This window comes from Acinetobacter sp. A1-4-2 (assembly GCF_040233925.1).
Classification (GTDB): Bacteria; Pseudomonadota; Gammaproteobacteria; order Pseudomonadales; family Moraxellaceae; genus Acinetobacter.
This window is the reverse complement of the sequence record NZ_CP157981.1, coordinates 1,413,606-1,437,805: the sequence shown is the minus strand read 5'-3', so window position 1 is coordinate 1,437,805 and position 24,200 is coordinate 1,413,606. Positions and strand designations below refer to the sequence as shown.

The following is a 24,200-nucleotide window of genomic DNA, read 5'->3' as shown; positions in this document are numbered from 1 at the left end:
ACAGATTAAACTTTTTCACCTGTCACGGCGGCTTCGGCAAAAGTCGCCATATTGTTATGCAGGCTGCATGCCAACTTGATGATTCCTAAAGCTGCACCAGCACCACTGCCTTCTCCCAGGCGTAAATTCAGTTTCAATAAAGGATTGGCGTTCAGTTCTTGCAGTAAACGTTGGTGACCATATTCAGCCGATTGGTGACCAAACAGCATCCATTCACGTACGGCAGGATTTAATCGTACCGCTACCAATGCAGATGCTGTAGTGATAAAGCCATCGACCACCATAGGCAAGCCCAGTTGTGCACAGCGAATATAAGCCCCGACCATTGCAGCCACTTCCAGACCTCCCACGGCACATAAGGCTTTAAATGCATCACTGCCTACATATTCCTGGTGTAATGCTATCGCACGGTTAATGACATTTTTCTTATGGTTGAGCTGTTCTTCACCGATCCCTGTCCCTACACCGGTCAGTTGCTCAGCAGGCTCATTCAGTAAAAAACAGGCGACAGCAGAAGCAGAACAGGTATTGCCAATACCCATTTCCCCAGCCACATAGATTGAAGCACCCTCTGCAACTGCCTCCTCTACACTTTTACGACCAAGATTTAAAGCGTCTATACATTGTTCTTCAGTCATGGCCACTTGTTTGGCACAGTTGGCCGTACCCGGGATAATGCAATAACGTTCAACGCCTGCATATTCATAGGCATCACCGACTGAACCACAGTCAATCACTTGCAGTCTGGCATTGTATTCCTTGGCAATTACGCTAATACAGGCTCCACCGCTGGTGAAATTTTGCAGCATTTGGCGAGTTACCGCTTGCGGATAGGCTGAAATGTTTTCTTCCATCACGCCATGGTCACCGGCAAAAATGGTAATCCACGGTTTATCAATGTTCGGGCGCTGATTGTTTTGCAAACAGGCCAACTGAATCGCAACATTTTCCAGTTCAGAAAGTGAACCAGTTGGTTTGGTTAACTGTAATTGACGCTCTGCAGCCTGTAGTCGGGCTTCTGCACTTGGCATTTTACACGCATCTAACCACCAGTTCATTATTTCTCTCCTTTTAAAATCATGGGAAAACCAGCTACACAAAAAATCACCTTATCGGCAATTTTTCCAAGTTGCTGATGTAAGCGGCCAGATTCATCTACAAACTTGCGGCTGATCTCACCCATGGGAACAACGCCCAGTCCAGTTTCATTACTGACTAAAATAACGTCTGACTCTAATATCGGTAAAATATCCAGCAGCTTTTGGCATTGATGCATCTGTAATTCAGGATTTTCATGCATTAACAGATTAGTCATCCATAAGGTCAGGCAATCGACGAGGATCAGCTGATTTGCTACGTCAATTTTCTGTAATCTCTCCGCCAGTGAGTAAGGTTCTTCAATCACCGCCCAATGCGCTGGACGTTGTGCTTGATGATGATGAATACGTTCTTGCATTTCCGTATCTAAAGCTTGTGCCGTTGCAATATATGCCACTTTAAGATTTGAATCTTTTGCGACTTGTTCCGCCAGACGACTTTTGCCGGAACGGGCGCCGCCTAAAATGAGTTGAATCATGCATCACCCAAAATAACTTGATGGTATGGTGTTAATGGCCCCTGCAAGGTTTGGGGATGGTAGGTCCCAAAAGTTAATTGCTGGATCTGAAATTCAAATTGCTGCTGTGGAATATTTTGCATGCGCTCAAAAACCGCATCGCTATTAATATGGTCTTTATATAGTCCCAAAGTGATATGAGGACAATATTGCAATGGTGCGACTTCTGCTGAACAGGTATATAACTGTTGACGAATCTCGGCCAGGCTTCCTTCAATATCCTCAATTTCAATAAAAAGCGCACTTTCGAAACTATTTAAGCATCCGGACCTTAGTTTAAATGAAGATTTTTTTTCCCGGTTTAAAAGTTCAATTTGCTGTTGTAATTGTTGCTGACTAAAATCGTCATCCCAAGCCTGCTGGTGAGTGGTCAGAAATCCGCAAATAAACAAGGTAATATGAAACTGGCGAGTATTTGGCGTGTACAGCAGGTCGGAAAAGTGTTGACGCAGATGGTGTAAATAATGCAGCAATTCAGGCGACTGGATTTCCAGATACCAGAGTGAATAATCCGTGCGCCCCTTATGCCACTCAGGATAGTCCTGTGCAAGCGTGGGCACAACTGGCATTGAAGGCTTTAGAAACACGTAAAATTCACATTAAATTCAATCACGTTATTTAACCATGAATTCGATGCAATTGAATAAAGCATTGGCTTAACAATATTCAGCCTATGCTGAAATTTATTCAGTTCATCAAGCATATTCCTGATGCAAACGGTTATTTTTATAGCCCAATAGCCCTGTGTATCCCTCACCTCGATATTAGCCTGATGTATCTTTAGCTGCCTGTTATATCCTCATGATTTAACGATCCTTTTTTTCCTGAACCATAACTTTAATATAAAGCAGAGCATCAATCCCAGCATTAATCACGGCAAAAAATAATAGGGATAACTTTTATGCTACTGATACAAACCACAGCATGACTATACACAGATTTATAATTCCTCCAGACTTATAAACACTCAATCACAAGTTCCTAAAACCAACTTTCATATTGGCATTCACATCTATTGTGGTAAGTCCTTTATTTTAGTTAGTACAAACCGAGCCATATTTAATCGTATCTTAGGGCAGTACGGCCAATCACTAAAATCTCCATAAAAAAGCCCTAAATTTCTTTAGAGCTGATTAGCAGCATTTAAATAAATTTTTATAAGTCCAGTACATCTACGAATTGTGCACCTAGAACCTGAGCTAAATCTTGTGGTTTTATGCCAATATCCAGACCTCTTTTACCACCACTAACATATATTTTTGGCAATTGCTGTGCCGTAGCATCAATCACTGTTTTTAAACGTTTTTTCTGTCCAACCGGGCTAATTCCACCGACCAGATAACCTGTTAAGCGTTCGGCATTTTTAGGATCGGCCATCTGTAATTTTTTACAGCCTACAGCCGCTGCCACTTTCTTTAAATTTAATTGATGATTCACTGGTAAAACGGCGACAAAGTAATTCTTGTCATCGGTGACCAATAAAGTTTTAAAGACTTCTTCAACACTGAGCCAAAGTTTCTCGGCCGCTTCTAGACCAAAGCTTTTTGCATTGGTATCGTGTTCATATTCATGAATAGAAAATTCAATTTTATTGGATTTTAAAACTTTGCAAGCTGGTGTCATTTTTTTGAGGATATTAATAACGAGATAAGTAAATTATATGCCCTTTAGAAACGAATGTTTAGATTGCTTAGGCTATTTTAGATTCATCTTTTAAATCACGTGACTCTACAAAAACATTAAAAAATCATTTTAGGACTTATATTTTAAAACCGAAGTATGGACGTGACTAAAATCTAACCCTAAGCAAGGCTGAGGTGATTCCCTATTCTACTGTCGACTAGACGACGCATTTCTTTACAAGCGGTTATTGTGATGTTGGGTATTGGTCTTCCTTTACTTGTTTCTCTAATTAATATACTTTTACTTGAAAAACTGGCTTTATCTTAGCAACCTGCTATAGCGCGATACTCAGGTTTAAATCAAAACTGTTAAAAATATGGCTTTTTAGTTTTAAAAAGTAGATCCTACAACAGTTGATAAAAAGCGTGGATATTACATCCACGCTTTTTGATCACATTACAATTAATGAGCTAAATTTCTGAAAATAAGTTTAAGACTGTCTAACATTTTTTCAATTTGCAACGGGGTCAAACCTTCAAAAGACTGATCTAAAACAATATGACTCAGATCGTTAATTTTTTGTACCATTTGCTCGCCCATATGGGTTAAAACGACACGGGTAATTCGCGCATCGTCTTCACAACAATAAGTATGTACCAAGCCTTCATCTTTTAGACGATAAATAATTTTCGTAGTCGTCGACATCTTAAAAATCAGCATCTCGGATAGCTCGGATACACTCGCATTGGGCTTGGACTTTAAAGCCAACAAGATACGCCGACGAGAATTGTCTAAACCATATTTTTTTAACGCATGATCCACATTCTGAACATATTGAGAATGTACTTGAGTAATCCAGTAGTATGGAAAATTATCCAGATTAAACTCAGATGCTGCAGAAAAAAATTTACTGTATTTTCTTGTCATGTCAAAAAACCTCTAACTTATTGTTTTAATTTAAATTATTTTAATATTCCAAATTTTATTTAAAGTCATTTTTTTTAGCAATACATATTAAATTATTTTTATTGCTCATTCAAAAATTAAGTCTCCCATAAATTGTGCAAAAAATCTACAAAATTTGTATAAAATAAAAGCCCGATATCATGTCGGGCCTTTTCGTATTTGATGCTTAGATCTGACTCCTGTCGTACATCACCTTGCTGATCTAAGAATTTTTTCTTTACTTCTATTTATTTTTTTATTGCTGAACTTCCTGTTTCTGTATGATTTGATCATAGGGAAAAAATCTATTACACCAATCCTTAAATCCTTAAATCCTTAAATCCTTAAATCCTTAAATTCTTAAATTCTTAAATTCTTAAATTCTTAAATTCTTAAATTCTTAAATTCTTAAATTCTTAAATTCTTAAATTCTTGTGCGCCATAACGTACAAAAATGATGAATTTTACATCCAAACTATCAAGATCATTCATATATGTTCTTCAAAAAAGAACGGGAAATTTTCCATCACTGTAAAAATGAGTACTTTTTGAAATATACTTATTGATAGAAAATTTCCAAATAGAACAGCCCAGAATACTTTATAAAGACACACCGAACTTCTTGAATATGCTGGCACGGCGTTTCGGCTGAATATTGGCTTTGCTTAAATCACCCTTATAATGCTCGAATACACGTTTATCCATCATTTTAAACCAGAGCGATGGAATTAAAGCTGGTAATAACATGGTGGCATAACCACTCGGCAATTCAGGTGCTTCATCAAAGTGACGTAAAGCCTGAAATGGACGTGTCGGATAGGCATGATGATCGGAATGACGCTGCAACTGGTACAAAAACAGGTTGGTAGTAATATTGTTATTGTTCCAGCTATGCTCAGGCATGGTCCGTGTGTAAGTCCCATCTTCCTTTTTATCGCGCATTAAACCGTAATGTTCAATATAGTTAATAATTTCAAACAAACTGATGCCATAAAATGCCTGTGTGGCCAAATAAGGAATCACGTCTTTGCCAAATAATTTCAGCATAGTGGCATGAAAACCGGCACTCATCGCCCAGCCTTGAAACAGTTCATTTTCCTTGCTAAAGAAAGACAAGCCTTTACGTTTTAAACGGTTGTTTTCAATTTCAATGGACGATTTAATTCCACCAAATACCGTTCTTGGCCAAAACTCATAGAAAGTTTCACCCATTTTCGAAGAAGCAGGATCTTCAGGCGTTGCCGCACGCTTATGGTGTCCATAAGGATGTTCAACACGAAAGTGATTATAAAACAGTGGTGTTAAGGTCGCATGGGCAAGATAATGATCCTTTTTATGTGGTCGATGCGACAACTCATGTGCCGTGTTTACACCGACACCATTAATCGCGCCCATGGAAATACCGAGCAGTATCTGATCGATAAAAGAAGTTTCTTTACGACTCACCACATAACCGGCAAAAAGATTGGCTGCCATCTGCAAAGGAATAAACAGTTTCACAATGCGGTCATAATAAGGGTCTGCTACAAGTAACTTGATTTCTTCATCGCCGGGATTATTACTGTCATCGCCCACAAGAGCATCAACCGTTGGAATAATCACATGCAGCAATAAAAGTCCGCCCAAAGCAAAGATTTTTTTTGTGGCTTTAGGACCAAACTGATAGCCAGCCAAAATCCCCATACCGATCACCGGTAAACCGGGGCTCAGCAACCACCAATAACGTTTTTTATCGAGGGCTAAACCTGAAGCAGTGGCTAAGGGCTGAATTGTAGTTTGATTTAAATTTACTGGTGCATTCATGCTGGCGATCTTCCCTATTTTTTGTTCTAACGTTATATTTCTAGAAATAGGTCCTCAAGAACAGTTGTAAACGTCCAAAAAAGCTATGCAAACGTCCTTGGCATATTTAGCCAATTTTTGACCTAAAAACACATGCTGGCATAAATCCAGAATTTTATAATTTTTATTCAATGATGACAGAACGATAAGACATGGATGCCTTAAGTAAAATTTTTGACGATATTCATCTGAATAAATCTGAATATATTTATTTAAAACCGCAAGGTCACTGGGCTTATGCTTATCAGGAACAGGATGCCATGATTGGCTATGTGGTTCTGGTAGGCAGTCTCACCATACAATTTGAATCAAAGAAAATGCTGCAGCTTGAAGCGGGAGACTTAATCCTAATTCCTTCAGGGCAAAACCATACCTGCCGAAGTAATAATAAAGACAATCTGGTTGAAGCACTTAATATTACCGGTCTTTTCGATAAAAAAAGGCAGGCAACCATCGAGTTTGGAAGTACCAGCGGTGAACCGGCACTGATTCTGGCGATCCGCTGTCATATTGATACCATTATGGCACGTCCCTTACTGAATGCCCTGCCCGACTATATTCATATTCAGCATATTACCGGCAGTGCAGCCCCTGAATGGCTACAAATCGGATTACATTTTTTGGCTGTAGAAGCCTATCAAATTCGTCCGGGTCGCGACAAAATCCTCGATCATCTGGTCAGTATTCTATTTATTGAATGTGTACGCGATTATATTGCCCAGTTACAGGATTCAAATAACTGGCTACGGGTTCTTTCCCATACCGAACTCGCCAATGCTTTGGCGGCCATTCATGGTAAGCCTGATCAGGCCTGGACAGTGGAAAATTTGGCTGAACAATGCTGTATGTCCCGTTCCAAGTTCGCCACCTTATTTAGCAGTATCGTAGGTGAAACGCCTTTGGCCTATTTACAGCAATACCGTTTTCGTTTGGCTTCACAACATCTGCGTGAAGGGCAATTATCCATACAGCAAATTGCCCATCGCGTCGGTTATTCTTCTGAAACGGCCTTTAGTCAAACCTTTAAACGCCTGTTTAATTTAACCCCAAGCCAATATCGCCAGCAGTTCCAATAAAAATCAGACTTGATCAGATGTGCCTGCATTCAAGGTATTCAGAATAGCCTGAACCGGATCCTCACTATTGCCTGAAAGCAGCTGCTTGTGCATGGTAATGTGCTGCATGGCCTGAATTTGTGCGGTTTCAACGTTTATCAGTTTTTCAATTTCAGCAGCCAGATTTTCAGGGGTGGCATCATGCTGAATCAGTTCCTGAATGACCTTTTTCCCGGCAATGATATTCGGCAACGAATAATACGGAATCTTGATCAGGAATTTGACCAAATGATAGGTCAGCCAGTTTAGTTTATAAAAAGTCACCATCGGACGATGTAACAACATCGCTTCTAAAGTTGCGGTTCCCGAAGCCAATGCCACAATATTGGAAGCATCCATCACTTGACGGCCAATTTTCGATTCCGTATCAGTATTTTCCAGCAAACAGACTTTAGCCACCAAGTCAGCAGGATACTGTTGTAGCAATGCGTCAATCTGCTGCTTACGTGCATCATTAATCGCAGGAATCAGAAACACATATTCAGGATGTTTTTGACTGACGATTTTGGCAGCATCAAGCACCAAAGGACCCAGTCTTTCAATTTCGCCACGACGACTCCCCGGTAACAGTGCAATGTGCTTGTGTTCCACGTTCAAGCCCAGCTCTTGCTTGGCTTCAATCAGCGGGTTTTGCAAAGGCAATTGACTGGCCAATGGATGCCCGACAAAAGCAGCTGGCACATCAAATTTCTTATAAAAGGTTTTCTCAAATGGAAATAAACAAAGTACCAGATCAATACTGGCTTTGATGCCATGTACCCGTCCCTGACGCCATGCCCAGACTGAAGGGCTAACATATTGCACGGTTTTGATCGGTAAGTTTTTCTGTTTCAGGCTTTTAGATAAGCGTAAATTAAAGTCCGGTGCATCAATCCCGACAAACACATCCACCGGCTCTTTGCTCCAGATATCAACTAAACCATCACGCACGGCGAAAAGTTTTTTCAGATCTTTTAAAACTTCCACAATGCCCATGACCGATAAAATATCCATCGGATAATAGCTTTTGAAACCTTCAGCAATCATCTGTGGACCACCGATGCCTTCAAATTCAGCATCTATGCCTTGCTCACGAAAACTACGGATCAGTTTAGCGCCAAGGGTATCGCCTGAAACCTCACCAACTACCATCCCAATTTTTAGTTTTCTATTTTGCAAGTGTTTTTCCCCATACGTCCTGCGGCTGAATAGTTTAATATTTTAGCATAGTCCTTTGTCTTTACATGACTAAGCATTAATCTCTTCAAACTATAGCAAAACAATAAATTTAGTTGCCGTGTTGGGGGAAAAATTTGAGTTCGATACAAACATGGCTTCAGCAGGAAGTTCTAAAATCTTTTCAGACATAGATCAACAAACATTTTATTTTCAGCCTAATATTTTTCATTAATGTTCAGTTCTTCGCTCTTATACTTTGTCCCAATATATGGTTCCAGCTCAACTTAAAACCATAACGCTCTACAGCAGCCACCAGTTCTGGTTTTCAAGGACAAATCGCTTCATGGATATTTCATGAAAAAATAGGCTGCAAATTGTGACTATATGACCTATATGAATAGTTCCACTATAAAAAAGGCTATCGAAACTTTTTGTGAAAATGCATCACATAACAGTAGCCCAGATAGTGTCTAAGTTGAACTGCTATATAATCAACTTCCATTATTCCGATCTCTATTTCAAGAATTCATATCCTGCTGAATTTTCAATATTTAATTTTAATCAGACAAAAGTATTAACGCACAACATAAGAAAATAAAATCCCGCTTTATCTCTTTTTAGAATAAGCAAATCAATAATCAAGACAACGACTTATATGAAAAAGTCATAACATATGCACGTTTTTGATATTTGGCATATAACCATGTTTGGTCCATTAGAATTTATTTTAGCAGGTGTTTTGGTTGGTTTCTGCGTTGGGATTACAGGTGTCGGTGGCGGTTCTTTAATGACTCCTATCCTGATTAGCCTGTTTAGAATCGAACCACATATCGCCATTGGAACAGACTTACTATATGCCGCTATTTCAAAATTCTGCGGGTCTTTAGTTCATGCAAAAAAAATGAATATTGTTTGGCCGATTGTCATCTGGCTTGCTGTAGGCAGTATTCCTGCCTCATTTGCAACGCATTGGGTACTAGAAAACTATCTCAGCCAATCCAGTAGCTATAAAGCTGTCTTAACCATGGTCCTAGGCTTTATGTTGACCCTGACCGGTGTTTCTATCGTATTCCGTGGTCATATTGAACAATTTTTTAACAAGCTGCGTAAAGATGTACCTGTTGATATGACGCAGGATCTGGAAAAGGTTAACTTACAAGCCAAAGACAAACGTGCTTATATCGTGATTATGGGCATTGTATTGGGAATATTCGTTACCTTATCTTCAGTCGGTGCTGGAGCATTTGGCATCATGGCACTGGTTTTGATGTTCCCGAATTTACCCATGATCCGGATTATTGGTTCCGATGTGGTGCATGCTGTATTGTTGACTTTGGTTGCAGGACTTGGGCACATGAGTTCAGGTAATGTCGATTTACACTTGCTTGGCTGGTTATTGGTTGGTTCCATTCCTGCAATTGTAGTAGGTACTTTGATTAGTTCCCGCTTGCCGGAAAAAATTATCCGTAAGATTCTGGGCATTACCTTGTTTGCCTTAGGTATGAATTTCATGCTGCATCCAGTCAAGGCAAAACCTGTGGCGAAACCGGCTACCGCACAAGTGATCAGCATTGAAAAAACTGCACATGTTTAATTTAACTATACGATTCATCACTTTTTTTTGACCTATATATTGATCTTTTTTATAACATGGTGAATGTATATTCGTGTTATATTCAGGGGATGAAATAATTTTTTGTATGATCGAACCAGTGACGGCAATGAATACACTACAGTCAAAACCTATTACACAATCTGACATCGACGACGTGAATGTACAAAGCATTCAGCCTCTTGTAACTCCTGCAGAATTAAAAAAAGAGTTACCTTTGACTGAGCAAGCCTATCAAACCGTCCTTAAAGGCCGTGAAACTATTCGCAATATCTTGGATGGTAAAGACAAACGCCTGTTTGTCGTCATTGGTCCTTGCTCAATTCATGACACCGTGGCTGCACATGAATATGCCGATCGTCTCAAAGTTTTAAGCGAAAAAGTTAAAGATAGCCTTTATATCGTCATGCGTGTCTATTTTGAAAAACCACGCACCACGGTAGGCTGGAAAGGTTTGATTAATGATCCTGACATGAATGACTCTTTCAATATTGAAAAAGGTCTGCGTATTGGTCGTCAGCTTTTGGTTGAACTGAACGAGAAAGGATTGCCATGTGCGACTGAAGCACTCGATCCAAACTCGCCACAATATTATCAAGACCTGATTTCATGGTCAGCAATTGGTGCCCGTACCACTGAAAGCCAGACGCACCGTGAAATGTCTTCAGGTTTATCTTCACCTGTAGGCTTTAAAAATGGTACTGATGGCGGCTTGACCGTTGCAACCAATGCCATGCAGTCGGTGAAACATGGTCACAGCTTCCTCGGCCTGAATGATCAGGGTCAGGTTTCTGTCATTCGTACCAGCGGTAACCAGTACGCACACGTAGTACTTCGTGGCGGTAATGGGAAGCCTAACTACGATGCAGGTTCTGTTGCAGAAGCTGAAAATGCCTTGGCCAAAGCCAAAGTCAGCAACAAGATCATGATTGATGCCAGCCATGCCAACTCCAACAAAGACCCGTACCTGCAACCGCTGGTACTGAAAAACATTACTGAACAGATTCAGGATGGCAACAAGTCCATTGTGGGCATTATGGTTGAAAGTCATCTGAAAGGTGGTCGTCAGGATATTCCTGAAAATCTGGACAATCTGGAATATGGCAAATCGGTGACCGATGGCTGTATCGATTGGGAAACCACTGAAAAAGCCCTGCTCGATATGCATGAAGCATTGAAAGACGTTTTACCAAACCGCTAAGAGCTAAAACGCCATCTGACCAGATGGCGTTTCTACTTTAACCTTAGGAAAAATTTTATCTGATGAATGAAATTGAACATGCACTCAGTCATATCGAAAATTTCCAGTTTATTCACGAGCATCTATTCACTTCTGCCCAGCCTAAAGCGGAACAGCTAAAGCTGATTAAAGAATACGGCGTAACTACCATTGTGAATCTGGGATTATCCGATGCAGTGCAGTATTTAGATCATGAAGATAAAATTTGTCTGGATTTGGGCTTAAACTATATTCAGCTGCCCCTTTCTCCAGAAACCCCTTCAGATGATCAATGCTTACTGGCATTAGATATGATTGATCATTTGGTACAGGAACAGATGGTGTGGGTGCATTGTGTCACCAATTACCATGTCAGCAGTTTGATGTATTTATATCGTCAATATTATATGGATATGGACATGCCCACTGCGCAAGAGCTGATGCACAGTATTTGGGAACCGAATGAAACCTGGACCGGCTTAATCCATGCAGTAGCCCTACAACTGCAAGGTCGCAAAGCTACCCAGGAACTACAGCAGTCGCTGATCCATCCAGATCATTTTGCCTGATGCGAAATCAACACTGTTGCAGTCGATAAAATACCTTCTTCACGTCCGGTAAAGCCTAATTTTTCTGTGGTTGTGGCTTTAACGCTAATTTGTGTAACATGTACATCCAGAACATCTGCAATACTTTGACGCATTTCCAGATTATATTTGGCCAGTTTTGGACGTTCACAGGCGACCGTAATATCTGCATTATTTAACACATAACCACGATCTAAAATTAGTTGATAGACATGTTTAAGTAGAACGCGACTATCTGCTCCCTTAAATTTTGCATCGGTGTCAGGAAAATGCTGTCCGATATCGCCCAGAGCCAATGCCCCCAATAATGCATCACAGAGTGCATGCAATACCACATCACCATCTGAATGGGCTTTTAAGCCTTGGTTATGTGGAATCTTGACCCCCGCTAAAGTAACAAAATCACCTTCTTCAAAGGCGTGTACATCCATTCCCTGACCAATTCGAATTTGTGCGACCACGTTAAGCATCCTTAAGAAATAAATGATTGAGATGTTGTATTCACGCTTTCTATTTCGCTATAGTTACAGCAGCGCAACATAGTGAAATTATAAGCGATCATGCTGGTGAATACCGATATTAATCTCATTAAAACATTAGGCACATTATTCAGTATTGGCTGTTTGTGCTCAACCATGGTATATGCTCAAGACATTGACTGTACACAGCCTGATACAGCCTCAATGAAAAATATTTGTGCTGACAATTTTGCAAAATCGCGAGAAAAACTCTCTAATCACTATATCACGGCTTTTTTAGTCAGCGATGCGCCGGTACATTTACTCGAAGATACACACCATTTATGGTTTAAGCGCTTACAGCAATGTAAAAGCCTGGACTGTTATAAGCAGCAATTTGAAATACGCATTGAAGATCTGAATTTTTATACCTCATTGAACCAGACTTTGACCAATCACTATTTAAAATTTGAAAAGGGTCAATTTGCCCATCAACCGGTACATTTACAAGTCCATCAACTGACCAAAGATAAAATTAAAATTGAGGGCGTAGCCTACCGTAACCCGAACAATAAATTAGAAACACAAACGATTCCTTTTTTAGCCTATACCACAGCTGATCAAAAAAGCGAAATTGTCGATAACGAACACGATTGCAAATACCATTTCGATTTTAACAAGGCAATTTTATCGGTGACAACCAAACAAAAAGGCTGTGAACGTTTTGTAGGTATATACCGGCTTTATGATTGAAGATATCGGTTCTTTTGAATTTAGAAAAAAGACTCATCAATATTGGTATAACAAATCAAATGATTTAAGAGCCTCTGCTGGCGCGCTATGGTTTGCCATGAGTGATTCAGATAATAATATTGCTGAACATTTAAAATTAGGCAGTGGCTTTTCTATGGGGATCGCTTGTTATCCTGTTTTTCCCATGTTATGTGGACTTTCATTAGAGGTTCTTTACAAAGCTATCTGTGTGAGAAAAGATATAAAATTTAAATCCACTCACAACTTAATCATTCTTGCAAAAGATGCACAAATAGATATTACTGATGAAGAATCTAAATTTTTTAAATTTTTTACTGAATCCATTATTTGGGATGGTAAATATCCAGTTCCATCCGATAAACAAAAACATGAATACGATAAATTAACAGAGCTTCACTATGATCTCCTATTTGATAAAATCAAAATTGGTTCTTTAGATGGCTATACGCCAAACGGTAAACTTAACTGGGAAAATTTTAATAATATTTGGCTTAAAGGTTCTTATAATTATCATTTTTAGATCTCACAGAATTTAATTCACCAAAATAAATAGAATCATAAAAAGCATGAAGTATGAACTTCATGCTTTTTTAATAACTCAAACCGGATGTTGAGAAGCAATTTGCTGACTAATCATCACCGCTGTCGCTGCAGATAAAGTCCAACCTAAATGACCATGACCGGTATTATAAAAAACCCGTTCACGGCGCCCCCGACTGACCATCGGCATCATGTTGGGCATCATCGGACGTAAACCTGCCCAAGGTACAACATTTTCAGTACTCATATTGAAATTCTTGTTGACCCAATCTGTCAGCGGTTGAATACGGTCTGCGCGAATATCCCGGTTATAGCCATTAAACTCAGCCGTGCCTGCAACACGCAGACGATCAGCACCTAAGCGTGAAGTCACAATTTTTGCACTTTCATCCAGCAAACTTATCCACGGCGCATTTTTGACACTATCTTCATCATTCAGGTTCAGGGTAATAGAATAGCCTTTCACTGGATAAACATTGACCCGATCACCCAGTAAATTTGCCAAGTGATAGCTTCCCACACCACCACAAACCACCACGGCATCAGCTTCCAGTGACTCCACTACAGCTGCATCAAGGTGCATATTTTCATTGCTGGCATGATAAAGCACAGTGACACCTTTTTTATGGTGTTTTACATCTGTGACTTCCATACCAAACAGGTATTTTACCCCATACTTTTCAGAGGCTTCAGCCAAACCTTTGGTGAATTTATGGATATCGCCGGTCGCGTCTCCAGGGCAATAAAAACCGCCATAATATTTACCTTTCAAGCTTGGTTCTATGGCTTGGATTTCTGCAGGAGTAACTGCCATTCTTTCCAGTCCACCCTTGATCAGCAGATCATTCACTTTAGTGGCGATCTCATAATCTAATTTGGTGTGGTAAAAATGCAAAATCCCGCGTTTTTCCAGATTGAACTGAATATTTTCTTTTTCAGCAACTGCAAATAAGCGCTCACGCGCTAAAAGTGCCATTTTAACGGTATCACGAGTATTGGTTTCATAATGTTTAATATTACCCAGAAACTCCATTAGCCAGCCATATTTATGCAGATCAAAAGATGGGTTGAGTAATAATGGTGCATTTTTATTCGACATCCACTTAATACCTTTCAGTACGGTGGCTTTTTGATTCCAGACTTCTGCGTTACAGGCAGAAAGTTGCCCGCCATTGGCAAATGAAGTTTCCATGGCAGGATACAAATGCTTATCCAAAACCGTGACTTTATAGCCTAAATTGGCGAGCTCGTAGGCAGTGGTAACACCCGTAATGCCTGATCCAATCACAACAATATGACACATAGCACACTCCTTGGAAATGTAGATCTACATTTCTATGCGCCCCATCTGTCATGGTTACCTGAGAGCTTCGATCACATCGTTATAATCAATAACGCCGACCATCCCCTTCGGTGAGCATATATTTTTCTATGCTTCTCTCCAGATTTTTAAAATTATTACAGTCCTTTTGCCTGAGAGTTTCCGGGGTCGTTGCTCCTTCGGCGTGTTCACAGAAGAACATCTCTCCTGCAATAATTATTTATATTAATATGAGCAATTTTTATACCATGTGCGAGCACTAAATTAATTGATTTGTTAAGCACTGTTATCACACTATGAATAGACATATTTTTCAAATGCTTAAATTAAAACCAGTTTAGTTAAATGATATAGCTTAGACTATTATTTTAAGGTTATGTACTTTTTTGAGTGCTTAACTTATACCTCTCAGCACTGACTTTGACATCTGTTGTAATTTCAAATCAATCAACGGTTGTCCTACATTGGCATCAATTGGATAAGACTCAATATGCTGCGTTTTAGCATAACCACACCGTGCATAATATTGAATCAGCTCTATTCTGCTATCCAGCACCCACATTTCATAATGACTTAATGTAGGACAGTGCTCTACTGCCATTTTCTCAGCATATTTTAAAACATGTTTGCCAATACCCAGATTTTGCCAAGCTGAAGCCACACAAAAAGTGCCTATTTCCACACTATTCTGCTGAAAAGTTAAGCCGATACATGCCACTAAATGCATTTGCCCATCTTCTATAACTTCAGCTATATACAGATAAAAATTCTCTTGTGCCAAGGTTTGCTCTAGCTGCTGGGCATTAATCCGGTCTCCAGCAATAATATGCTGCTCACTGGTCCAGCTAGAACCTGTATTGGTACGATAGGCCTGATTGATCAACGCAACAAGAGTTTCAACATCATTGGCATTTGCCAGTCTATATTTTAATGCTTTCATTTTTTTCTAAAAATGTCTGTTTCATAGAAATAAATTACCACAAATAATAGATAAAAAATCAGGCAATAAAAAAACCAGATTTAATGTCTGGTTTTTTATTGAATCATAAAAGCTCATCACTTACTGCGTTCGAGCAAAGCAGTGTGCTTTACTCTTCACTTAGGTTCAATCGGAGTAAACGGCGCAACCACATCGGCATTCTGGGCACGATGACGCATGAAGTGATCCATGAGTACAATGGCAAACATCGCTTCAGCAATCGGAGTTGCACGCACGCCTACACACGGGTCATGACGGCCTTTGGTCAATACATCGGTATCTTCACGATCGATATTAATGGTTTTACCCGGAGTGGTAATACTTGCAGTTGGTTTCAGCGCAATTGCAACACGAATGGTTTGTCCACTTGAGATTCCACCCAGAATGCCGCCAGCATGATTGGCCAAAAAGCCAGCTGTGGTCAATTCATCACGTGATTCATGACCAAACTGTTCAGCAACCGCAAAACCATCACCAATTTCAACGCCTTTAACAGCATTAATAGACATCATGGCATGCGCAATATCTGCATCCAGACGGTCAAATACTGGCTCACCCCAACCCACAGGCACATTCTCGGCAAGAATTTCCAGCTTCGCACCGCAGCTGGTACCTTGTTCACGTAATGAAGTCACTAAAGCTTCAAAACGTGGTACGGCATCCACATCACCACAGAAGAATGGATTATTTGGAACTTCATTCCAATCCAGTTTTTCAGCTTTTTCAGTGCCAATCTGGGTCACGTGACCACGAATCACGATACCAAATTTTTCAAACAAGAATTTCTTGGCAATGGCACCCGCAGCTACACGCATAGCCGTTTCACGTGCGCTTGAACGACCACCGCCACGGTAGTCACGGAAACCATACTTTTGGGTATAGGTATAGTCAGCATGACCTGGGCGGAATGTTTGCGCAATATTGCCATAATCTTTCGATTTCTGGTCGGTATTGCGAATCAGTAAACCAATCGATGTACCTGTGGTTTTACCTTCAAAGACACCGGAAATGATTTCGACTTCATCCGGTTCTTTACGCTGGGTTGCGAATTTAGAAGTCCCCGGTTTACGGCGGTCTAAATCTTTTTGTAAATCTGCTTCAGACAGTTCGATCCCTGGCGGTACACCATCAACAATCGCCATCAGGCCAACGCCATGAGATTCACCGCAAGTCGTTACACGGAACAGTTGTCCAATACTATTACCTGCCATGTTGACAACTCCTTATGCTTGAACAGATTGTACAAATAAATCACGGTATTTACGGCACTGCTCTGCTGTCAAAGCAAAAATGCCTGAACCACCATTCTGGAAAGTGAGCCAATGGAAATCTACAGTATTAAAGTTCTGTTTCATCGCCCATTCAGAATTGCCCACTTCAATGACAATCAAGCCATCTTCAGTCAGGTAATCCGCTGCTTGTGCCAGCATTTTACGCACCAGATCCAGACCATCCTGACCTGCTGCAAGTGCAAGCTCAGGTTCATGCAAGAATTCCGCAGGTAAATCAGCCATATCTTCCGCATCCACATACGGAGGATTGGATACGATTAAATCATATTGATTCTCAGCAGGAATTTTTGCAAATAAGTCCGATTCCATCAATGCAACCTGATATTGCATATTGTGATGTTCAGCGTTAATAGAAGCCACTTCCAAAGCCTCTTTAGAAATATCGGTGGCATCCACTTCAGATTCCGGGAATGCATAAGCCAACGCAATCGCGATACAACCTGAACCGGTACACATGTCTAGAATACGACGCGGTGTTTGCGGATGCTCATTTTCAGGCAGGTTATTCAAAGCTTCACGCATTTGACCATTTTCATCAAGACAATATGGTGCAAAGCGTTGATTAATCAATTCAGCAATTGGTGAACGTGGAATCAGCACACGTTCATCGACATAAAATGGTTTACCGCAGAAATAAGCCAGATTTAATAAATAAGAGGTTGGCACTTTTTCATTAATGCGGCGTTCCAGCAAGCTGATAAATTCTGCCTTTTCGCTTGGAAGCAATTTCGCATCTAAAATTTCCGGGTTGGCATTCCAGTCCAATGCCAGTGTTTGCAGAACCAAAGCCGAACTTTCAGCAAAAAAATCTTCTGTACCTTGACCTAAGTGTGCATCGTATTGACGTAGAGCTGAAACACCAAAACGGATAAAATCGCGAATTGTGCTTAGGTTTTCAGCGGCTTCCTGTAAATGTTCAGGGCTAATAGTCAGTTGATCCACTTAAGGCATCTCCAAGGTCAATTTTTAAAACGCCTTATGATACCTTGTTTTGTGGGGTTTTATAATGTTTCGACCAGATTAAAAACAAATATCTACGGCGAATTTATTTAGTCTGGTAATAGTAAGTACGCTCGATTGTCATTTCGAGTACACACTTGGATTGTTTAACGGCCATATAGGCAGAAGTTACTTTTAAATAGCATTTTTGCTCCACACGGTTAAGCCAAAGTTTATGCCGTTGTTCGATACTACTTTGATTAACTACATTCTTATTTATATAGCCCTTATACGCTTTATTTAAAAGTTTTTCCTGATTTTTCAGTTCTTTGTCGACACACTTTTTGACTGTTTCAATTTCACCATAAGAAGTGTTGAGACATTTATTATATTCGTCAGAATAGCCTTGAGCTAAAACTGAATTTGACCAGAAAGCAGTCAGACTCAGCATCACTGATATTGCTAATCGCATAATATTCCCCTGTCCTAAAAGACTTAATATCAAATACTATTATTGTGTTTATGCCGTGATACTACATCAATCATGTGCAAATTCCTATAACTCGATCATTTATCCCCCAACTTAAAAAGTTCATTCATATTGCATATTGAATCTGGCTAAAATAGCCCCATATATTTTCAATTCTTTTTCTACAAAATATTTTTATTGTTATGAGCTACAAGCACAATAATTTAATGGCGATGCGTGAAAACTACTGGAATGATACCAATTCTGCACAGGTACAGAAGGAAAAAAAATTCTTTCAACAAACACTACTGGAACAGGCAATCCATAACAACCCATCAGAAGATGACGCCAAATATCTGTTTTTTAGTTTGCCGAGTATCGTTATTGTTAAAGGTTATGCACTAGGTTTTCAGCATGACACGGTTCAAGCCATGATTTTTAAATACATTCAAGACAATAAAAAATTGTTACAGCAAAAAGGCGATATCAAAATTCAATTTCGGATGTAAATACCAGCACAGTATTGAAGCTTGAGTCCATCTGAATAGCGATTTTAGTTAAGCACCCTATTATATTTTGATGGAAAATAAATTAAATTAAACATATTTACTCTCCATTCAGCATGTTGAACTTTTTTAATACGTGAATAAACGGTAATATCCGTTACAATTAAATATTCTGCGACTTGCTGATTAAAGGATTTTGTTTAATGTCAGATCAGAACGATAAGCTTAAACAACTTAAAACCTCTTCCATGGATCGACGCTTATCTATCGCTAAAGCATCATTACTCGCAGGAACGCGTTGGGCTGCATCAAGTGCAACCACCATATTTTCAAGCGAAGCAGAAAAAGAAAAAAAACGTAAAAAAGCCATGAAGGAGCAAGCTGACTATCTAGTTTCTGAAATCGGCAAATTGAAAGGCTCGATTGTGAAAATCGGGCAAATGATGGCTCTGTATGGCGAACATTTTTTACCTGAAGAAATCACCCAAGCTTTAAATACCTTAAATAATCAGACTGTTGCACTTGCATGGCCAGCCATCAAACAACAACTGGAACAGCAACTCGGCTCTAAGCTGCATGATTTGACCATAGACCGTGAACCTTTGGGCACAGCCTCTTTAGCCCAGGTACACCGCGCCACACGCAACTCAGATGGTTTGGAAATTGTATTAAAGATTCAGTATCCAGGCGTCGCTGATGCAATTGATTCAGATATGAGCCTATTTAGAAACATGCTCAAACTGACCCGTATGGTGCCGCAAACCCGTGAGTTTGATCAGTGGTTTGATGAAGTTCGTGAAATGATGCATCGTGAAGTCAATTACAAGATTGAAGCAGCGACCACTCGCCGTTTTGCCGAACGTTTAAAAGATGATTCTCGTTATATCGTCCCACAAATTGTGGATGAATATTGTACCGATCAAGTGCTGTGCATGACTTTTGAGCGTGGAGTGCCGATCAACAGCCCGGTCATGCTCTCTCTTCCTCAAGAACGTCGTAACCAATTAGGTGAGGCCTCTCTCGAGATTGCCGTTCGTGAGATCTTTGAATGGGGAGAAATGCAGACCGATCCAAATTTTGGCAATTATCTGGTCCGCTTGGGAGATGGTGCAGAAGCTCAAGACAAGATTGTATTACTGGATTTCGGGGCCATCCGCCAGTTTGATGAACATTTGCTGAAAGTCGCTCGTAATCTGATCAAAGCCGGTTATGATCACAATATCGATGAAATGGTTCATGCCATGACCGGTTATGAATTCTTTGATTCTATTCCGCAAAGTATCAAGCCAGATATGGCTAAAGTGTTTTTATTAGCCACCGAAGCCTTTAGCAGCATTATGAATAATCCAGACTTGCCTGAAGGTGTGATGGATGCAAATCAGCGCTATGACTGGAAAAAAAGCCAGCTTCATAGCCGTGTCATGCAACGTGCGTCCAAATCAATGGCATCGCGTTATTTCAGTGTGCCACCTAAAGAGTTTATGTTTATTAGCCGTAAATTCATTGGTGCTTATACCTTCATGACCGTCATTGATGCAAAAACTAATGTACGGAAAATGGTGGCGAATTTTCTATAAGCTGTGTAAAGACTAGAATGATGTCTTGTCATTCTAGTCAATTTTCATTTTTCATACCAAGTTTTACTTATAATAAAATAAATAATATTCAATAATTTAATCAAATTTTAACTAATTTTTAACCGTTTATCCAAGTCAATTTTAATTGTCAGCGATGACATAGTCATTTCGATATTCACATGTCAGCATAAAAATATAAAGAATCGAAAATCGATGGATGACAAAAATGACCAATATGGTAAACAAAGCTCAAGGACTTGGGCTATCACTCATTACTCGAATTGCGGGTAGCGATGTACTTGATCAATTCAAACTGCGTAAATTTCTGGAAAAGTCTCTCTATCAAAGTTCAAAAATGGGTTTTAAAACCTTAAACAAAACCCAAAAAGTTTTTAAAGCCAGCTCCGATGTCAGTAAGCAACGTTTGCCCAATCAACCGAAATCACTCTTTGATTTAAGTTTGACTGAAGAACAACAAATGAGTTGTGATGCCATGGATCAGTTTGCATCCGAAGTGCTTTATCCACTGGCAGCTCAGGCAGATAATAACGAACAATTTCCTGCAACGCTTTGGCAACATGCAACAGACTTAGGACTAAATTACTATGCTTTGCCTGAAGCCTTGGGTGGAGTGGCCACCGAAAAAAATATTTTAAGCAATATTTTGATTGCAGAACATTTGGCCAAAGGTGATTTCAGCTTAACTGCCGGATTACTTTCAACCTTTAGCGTGATTAATGCCATTACACAATGGGGTTCTGAAAAAGTTCAGGCGACCTATTTGTCCAGTTTTGCAAATGATGCAGAGATACACGCCACCTTTGCCATCCAGGAAGCCACTCCTGCATTTAATCCACTGAAATTAAAAACCCAAGCCAGTTCAATCAATGAGCAATACTATATTAATGGCGAAAAAACCTTGGTGATTTTAGGTAAAACTGCAGATCTGTTTCTGGTTAATGCTGAGCTCAATGGCTCGCCAGAAGTATTTATTGTTAAACGTGATCTCAGTATTACGGCTCAAAAAAGTCCGGCTATGGGTCTAAAGGCAACCGAAACCGTTAGCTTAAAATTCCATAATACACCTGCTGAACTGTTAGGTGATGATGACTTTGATTATCTGGCATTTTTAGATCTGGGAAACTTAATGTGGTGTGCTATGGCGGTTGGCACATGTGAAGCAGTCAAAGCTTACTGTATTCAATATGCCAATGAACGTACTGCATTTGGTGAACCTATTTCACATCGCCAAAGTATCGCCTTTATGATTGCGGATATGGCCATTGAAATTGATGCCATGCGCATGCTGATTTTAAATGCGGCCAGCCTGGCTGAAGCAGGAAAACCCTTCCATCGTGAGGCTTATCTAGCACGTCTACTTTGTGCTGAAAAATCCATGAAAATTGGTACTGATGGTGTGCAAATTTTGGGTGGCCATGGCTTTACCAAAGAACATCCAGTTGAGCGTTGGTATCGTGATTTACGTGCTACTGCAATTTTGTATTCAGGCTTACATGCTTAATCTGTCAAATCAGGAGTTATAAAAATGAATTTACAAAATCCTAAAAAATTTAAAATGTTGATAGATCAAGCCCATGAATCAGCTTTAAATGTACTACGCCCCATTTCACGTAAATATGACAAAGCCGAACACAGCTATCCCAAGGAACTCAACATGTTCGCCTCACTCATTGATGGCATGAATGATAGTGGCGAAGGCATCAATGCCGGTGCTGCAGTGGGCAAACGTGGCTATGCAGATTCAGGCAACAAAAATGGCGTCAATATGTCTACGGTACTTGGCGTAATCGAAATGTGCTATGGCGATACCGGTTTATTGCTCAGCATGCCGCGTCAAGGTTTAGGTAATTCGGCGATTGCAGCCGTTGCCAATGATGAACAGCTGGAGTGCTTTAAAGACACATGGGCGGCCATGGCCATTACGGAACCCGGCTGTGGTTCAGACTCTGCCGCTATTCGAACTACAGCGACAAAAGACGGTGACCATTACATCTTAAATGGTGAAAAAATTTTCGTAACCTCGGGTGAGCGTGCCGATGCTGTAGTGGTCTGGGCAACATTGAACAAGAAACTCGGCCGTGCTGCAATTAAATCCTTTGTCGTTCCTAAAGGAACGCCTGGAATGAAAGTTGAACGTCTTGAACATAAACTGGGCATAAAAGCATCCGATACAGCTGTGATCAGCTTTATTGACTGCCGTGTACCTGCAGAAAATCTGTTGGGTTGGGTCATGCTGAAATTGATATTACTAAAGGTTTTGCAGGTGTCATGGAAACTTTCGACAATACCCGTCCATTGGTCGCAGCCATGGCGGTGGGATGTGCCAAAGCATCTCTGGAAAGAGTTAAGGAAATTTTCAAAGATCAGTTAGATGAAAATTACAAGACTCCCTATCTACAGACCTCGCATATTGCTGCGCAGATTTACCGCATGGAAGCAGAATGGGAAGCTGCTCGTTTACTCACCATGAAAGCAGCCTGGATGGCAGATAATAAAAAACCAAACTCACGTGAAGCCTCCATTTCAAAAGCCAAAGCTGGCCGTATCTGTAATGAAATTACCTTAAAATGTGTCGAACTTGCAGCAAGCGTGGGCTATAACGAAGAGGAATTGTTAGAGAAATGGGCACGTGACTCAAAAATTCTTGATATTTTTGAAGGTACTCAACAAATTCAGCAACTGATTATTGCTCGACGTGAGTTAGGCAAAAATTCCAGTGAATTAAAATAAATTTGTCGCTTTTTTCTGCGCATAAAACCGGACAAAAGATGGATTTTTATTAGATATCGCGTTATAAAAATCCATCTCTTTTTATTTTATTCATTGAGTTTTATGTACCAGATCAGACCTATTCAACCCCAAGACAATGCTGAAATTGCACAGGTTATTCGTGAAGTTTCTAAAGAATTTGGCCTTGCTCCTGAATCTGGTTTTGCTGTAGCCGATCCTATTTTAGATGATTTATATACAGTTTATCAGCAATCAAATGCCCAATACTGGGTAATTGAAAATCAACAGGGTAAAATTCTGGGTGGCGGTGGCTTATCACCTTTAAAGGATGATTCTACAATTTTAGAAATTCAGAAAATGTACTTTTTGCCTGAAGTTCGAGGCTTAGGTTTCGCCAAACAACTTTTAGCAAAAGCCTTTCAGTTTACACAGCTGCATGGTTTTCAATCATGCTATCTGGAAACCACCAAGGAACTTTGGCAAGCAGTGAAACTCTATGAAAAATTAGGTTTTCAATATTTAGATCAACCTAAGGGAAACACCGGACATAGCCATGCCTGTGAAATCTGGATGGAAAAACAACTATAATCGATCTTATTTTATTGTTTTATATAAAAAATCCTATTCGTTTAACTCATCAGGGTTATTAAGATTTAATTAATATCTTGTTGTCTACTTTTACTTACACTGAAAATATTTATTAACTTCTACAGCATATCGAGTCATAAATTTATGCTAAAAGCATCAGGAAACAGGAAGTTTCCTTAATAAAAAGAATAAACGATATAAGCAGGAAGCTAAAACAGAAGTTAATCCCCCCTCATAAGATAAAATAGGCCTCATCTAGCTATGAGGCTTATTTTTTAGTATTTTCAAAC

The 24,200-nt window shown here is 39.8% G+C and carries 23 protein-coding genes, 1 pseudogene and 1 riboswitch; of the genes and pseudogenes, 11 read left to right on the top strand and 13 right to left on the bottom strand.

Annotated elements, in window-relative coordinates:
- Positions 1-5: 5 nt before the first annotated feature.
- The 6 genes from cobT to ABJ384_RS07135 form a co-directional block, all read right to left on the bottom strand.
- Positions 6-1,058, bottom strand: coding sequence for a nicotinate-nucleotide--dimethylbenzimidazole phosphoribosyltransferase (gene cobT / locus ABJ384_RS07160; RefSeq protein ID WP_349929630.1), 1,053 nt, complete (start codon positions 1,056-1,058; stop codon positions 6-8).
- Positions 1,058-1,576, bottom strand: a complete 519-nt coding sequence (cobU, locus tag ABJ384_RS07155) for a bifunctional adenosylcobinamide kinase/adenosylcobinamide-phosphate guanylyltransferase (RefSeq protein WP_349929629.1) — start codon at positions 1,574-1,576, stop codon at positions 1,058-1,060. Before cobU ends, cobT begins: the two co-directional genes overlap by 1 nt.
- A complete protein-coding gene (locus tag ABJ384_RS07150; protein WP_349929628.1) occupies positions 1,573-2,184 on the bottom strand; it encodes a 2'-5' RNA ligase family protein in 612 nt (203 codons plus the stop codon). Before ABJ384_RS07150 ends, cobU begins: the two co-directional genes overlap by 4 nt.
- Positions 2,185-2,770: 586 nt before the next feature.
- A complete protein-coding gene (gene ybaK, locus ABJ384_RS07145; protein ID WP_349929627.1) occupies positions 2,771-3,238 on the bottom strand; it encodes a Cys-tRNA(Pro) deacylase in 468 nt (155 codons plus the stop codon).
- A 462-nt stretch (positions 3,239-3,700) separates the two neighbouring features.
- Positions 3,701-4,165 carry a MarR family transcriptional regulator gene (locus ABJ384_RS07140; protein ID WP_086197423.1) on the bottom strand — a complete coding sequence of 155 codons (465 nt, stop codon included), beginning with the start codon at positions 4,163-4,165 and terminating at the stop codon, positions 3,701-3,703.
- A gap of 618 nt (positions 4,166-4,783) precedes the next feature.
- A complete protein-coding gene (locus tag ABJ384_RS07135) occupies positions 4,784-5,986 on the bottom strand; it encodes an alkane 1-monooxygenase (RefSeq protein ID WP_349929626.1) in 1,203 nt (400 codons plus the stop codon).
- A 191-nt stretch (positions 5,987-6,177) separates the two neighbouring features.
- Here ABJ384_RS07135 and ABJ384_RS07130 point away from each other — a divergent pair, with 191 nt between their 5' ends.
- A complete protein-coding gene (locus tag ABJ384_RS07130) occupies positions 6,178-7,101 on the top strand; it encodes an AraC family transcriptional regulator (RefSeq protein WP_349929625.1) in 924 nt (307 codons plus the stop codon).
- Positions 7,102-7,104: 3 nt separating this feature from the next.
- Here ABJ384_RS07130 and lpxB read toward each other — a convergent pair whose 3' ends face one another.
- On the bottom strand, positions 7,105-8,298 hold the full coding sequence (lpxB, locus tag ABJ384_RS07125) for a lipid-A-disaccharide synthase (RefSeq protein WP_349929624.1): 1,194 nt from the start codon (positions 8,296-8,298) through the stop codon (positions 7,105-7,107).
- 703 nt (positions 8,299-9,001) lie between these two features.
- Between lpxB and ABJ384_RS07120 the strand changes: the two genes are divergently transcribed.
- From ABJ384_RS07120 to ABJ384_RS07110, 3 genes are all read left to right on the top strand, one after another.
- Positions 9,002-9,892 (top strand): sulfite exporter TauE/SafE family protein, encoded by an 891-nt coding sequence (locus tag ABJ384_RS07120; protein ID WP_086197427.1) that lies wholly within the window; start codon positions 9,002-9,004, stop codon positions 9,890-9,892.
- Between the two features lie 127 nt (positions 9,893-10,019).
- Positions 10,020-11,111, top strand: a complete 1,092-nt coding sequence (locus ABJ384_RS07115) for a 3-deoxy-7-phosphoheptulonate synthase (RefSeq protein ID WP_180176592.1) — start codon at positions 10,020-10,022, stop codon at positions 11,109-11,111.
- A gap of 62 nt (positions 11,112-11,173) precedes the next feature.
- Positions 11,174-11,698 (top strand): protein tyrosine phosphatase family protein, encoded by a 525-nt coding sequence (locus ABJ384_RS07110; RefSeq protein ID WP_086197429.1) that lies wholly within the window; start codon positions 11,174-11,176, stop codon positions 11,696-11,698.
- On the opposite strand, the gene ispF is transcribed toward ABJ384_RS07110, so the two are convergent.
- Positions 11,686-12,177, bottom strand: a complete 492-nt coding sequence (gene ispF / locus ABJ384_RS07105; protein WP_086197430.1) for a 2-C-methyl-D-erythritol 2,4-cyclodiphosphate synthase — start codon at positions 12,175-12,177, stop codon at positions 11,686-11,688. The two genes, ABJ384_RS07110 and ispF, sit on opposite strands and share 13 nt — an antisense overlap.
- Positions 12,178-12,276: 99 nt before the next feature.
- Between ispF and ABJ384_RS07100 the strand changes: the two genes are divergently transcribed.
- Together ABJ384_RS07100 and ABJ384_RS07095 are read left to right on the top strand one after the other, a co-directional pair.
- Positions 12,277-12,927 carry a hypothetical protein gene (locus tag ABJ384_RS07100; RefSeq protein WP_349929623.1) on the top strand — a complete coding sequence of 217 codons (651 nt, stop codon included), beginning with the start codon at positions 12,277-12,279 and terminating at the stop codon, positions 12,925-12,927.
- Positions 12,920-13,468, top strand: a complete 549-nt coding sequence (locus ABJ384_RS07095; RefSeq protein ID WP_349929622.1) for a hypothetical protein — start codon at positions 12,920-12,922, stop codon at positions 13,466-13,468. The genes ABJ384_RS07100 and ABJ384_RS07095 overlap by 8 nt, the downstream gene beginning before the upstream one ends.
- A 78-nt stretch (positions 13,469-13,546) precedes the next feature.
- Here ABJ384_RS07095 and ABJ384_RS07090 read toward each other — a convergent pair whose 3' ends face one another.
- The 5 genes from ABJ384_RS07090 to ABJ384_RS07070 all read right to left on the bottom strand — a co-directional run bounded on the left by ABJ384_RS07090 (position 13,547) and on the right by ABJ384_RS07070 (position 18,491).
- On the bottom strand, positions 13,547-14,791 hold the full coding sequence (locus ABJ384_RS07090; protein WP_349929621.1) for a D-amino acid dehydrogenase: 1,245 nt from the start codon (positions 14,789-14,791) through the stop codon (positions 13,547-13,549).
- Positions 14,792-14,939: 148 nt separating this feature from the next.
- Positions 14,940-15,029: riboswitch (glycine riboswitch) on the bottom strand.
- 174 nt (positions 15,030-15,203) lie between these two features.
- Positions 15,204-15,749 (bottom strand): GNAT family N-acetyltransferase, encoded by a 546-nt coding sequence (locus ABJ384_RS07085; protein ID WP_349929620.1) that lies wholly within the window; start codon positions 15,747-15,749, stop codon positions 15,204-15,206.
- Between the two features lie 155 nt (positions 15,750-15,904).
- Positions 15,905-16,999 carry a chorismate synthase gene (gene aroC / locus ABJ384_RS07080; protein ID WP_349929619.1) on the bottom strand — a complete coding sequence of 365 codons (1,095 nt, stop codon included), beginning with the start codon at positions 16,997-16,999 and terminating at the stop codon, positions 15,905-15,907.
- Positions 17,000-17,011: 12 nt separating this feature from the next.
- Complete coding sequence (prmB, locus tag ABJ384_RS07075; RefSeq protein WP_349929618.1) at positions 17,012-18,022, bottom strand: 50S ribosomal protein L3 N(5)-glutamine methyltransferase; 1,011 nt, start codon at positions 18,020-18,022, stop codon at positions 17,012-17,014.
- Positions 18,023-18,125: 103 nt separating this feature from the next.
- Positions 18,126-18,491 carry a lysozyme inhibitor LprI family protein gene (locus ABJ384_RS07070; protein ID WP_349929617.1) on the bottom strand — a complete coding sequence of 122 codons (366 nt, stop codon included), beginning with the start codon at positions 18,489-18,491 and terminating at the stop codon, positions 18,126-18,128.
- Between the two features lie 200 nt (positions 18,492-18,691).
- Here ABJ384_RS07070 and ABJ384_RS07065 point away from each other — a divergent pair, with 200 nt between their 5' ends.
- The 5 genes and pseudogenes from ABJ384_RS07065 to ABJ384_RS07045 all read left to right on the top strand — a co-directional run bounded on the left by ABJ384_RS07065 (position 18,692) and on the right by ABJ384_RS07045 (position 23,910).
- Entirely contained in the window at positions 18,692-18,997 is a 306-nt protein-coding gene (locus ABJ384_RS07065; protein WP_349929616.1) for a hypothetical protein, read from the top strand.
- 200 nt (positions 18,998-19,197) lie between these two features.
- Positions 19,198-20,571, top strand: a complete 1,374-nt coding sequence (locus ABJ384_RS07060) for an AarF/ABC1/UbiB kinase family protein (protein ID WP_200224690.1) — start codon at positions 19,198-19,200, stop codon at positions 20,569-20,571.
- A 235-nt stretch (positions 20,572-20,806) separates the two neighbouring features.
- Positions 20,807-22,093: an acyl-CoA dehydrogenase family protein gene (locus tag ABJ384_RS07055; RefSeq protein WP_349929717.1), complete on the top strand. Its 1,287-nt coding sequence runs from the start codon at positions 20,807-20,809 to the stop codon at positions 22,091-22,093.
- 24 nt (positions 22,094-22,117) lie between these two features.
- Positions 22,118-23,322 (top strand): annotated as a pseudogene (locus ABJ384_RS07050) (acyl-CoA dehydrogenase family protein).
- A 102-nt stretch (positions 23,323-23,424) separates the two neighbouring features.
- On the top strand, positions 23,425-23,910 hold the full coding sequence (locus ABJ384_RS07045; protein WP_349929615.1) for a GNAT family N-acetyltransferase: 486 nt from the start codon (positions 23,425-23,427) through the stop codon (positions 23,908-23,910).
- Positions 23,911-24,200 lie beyond the last annotated feature (290 nt).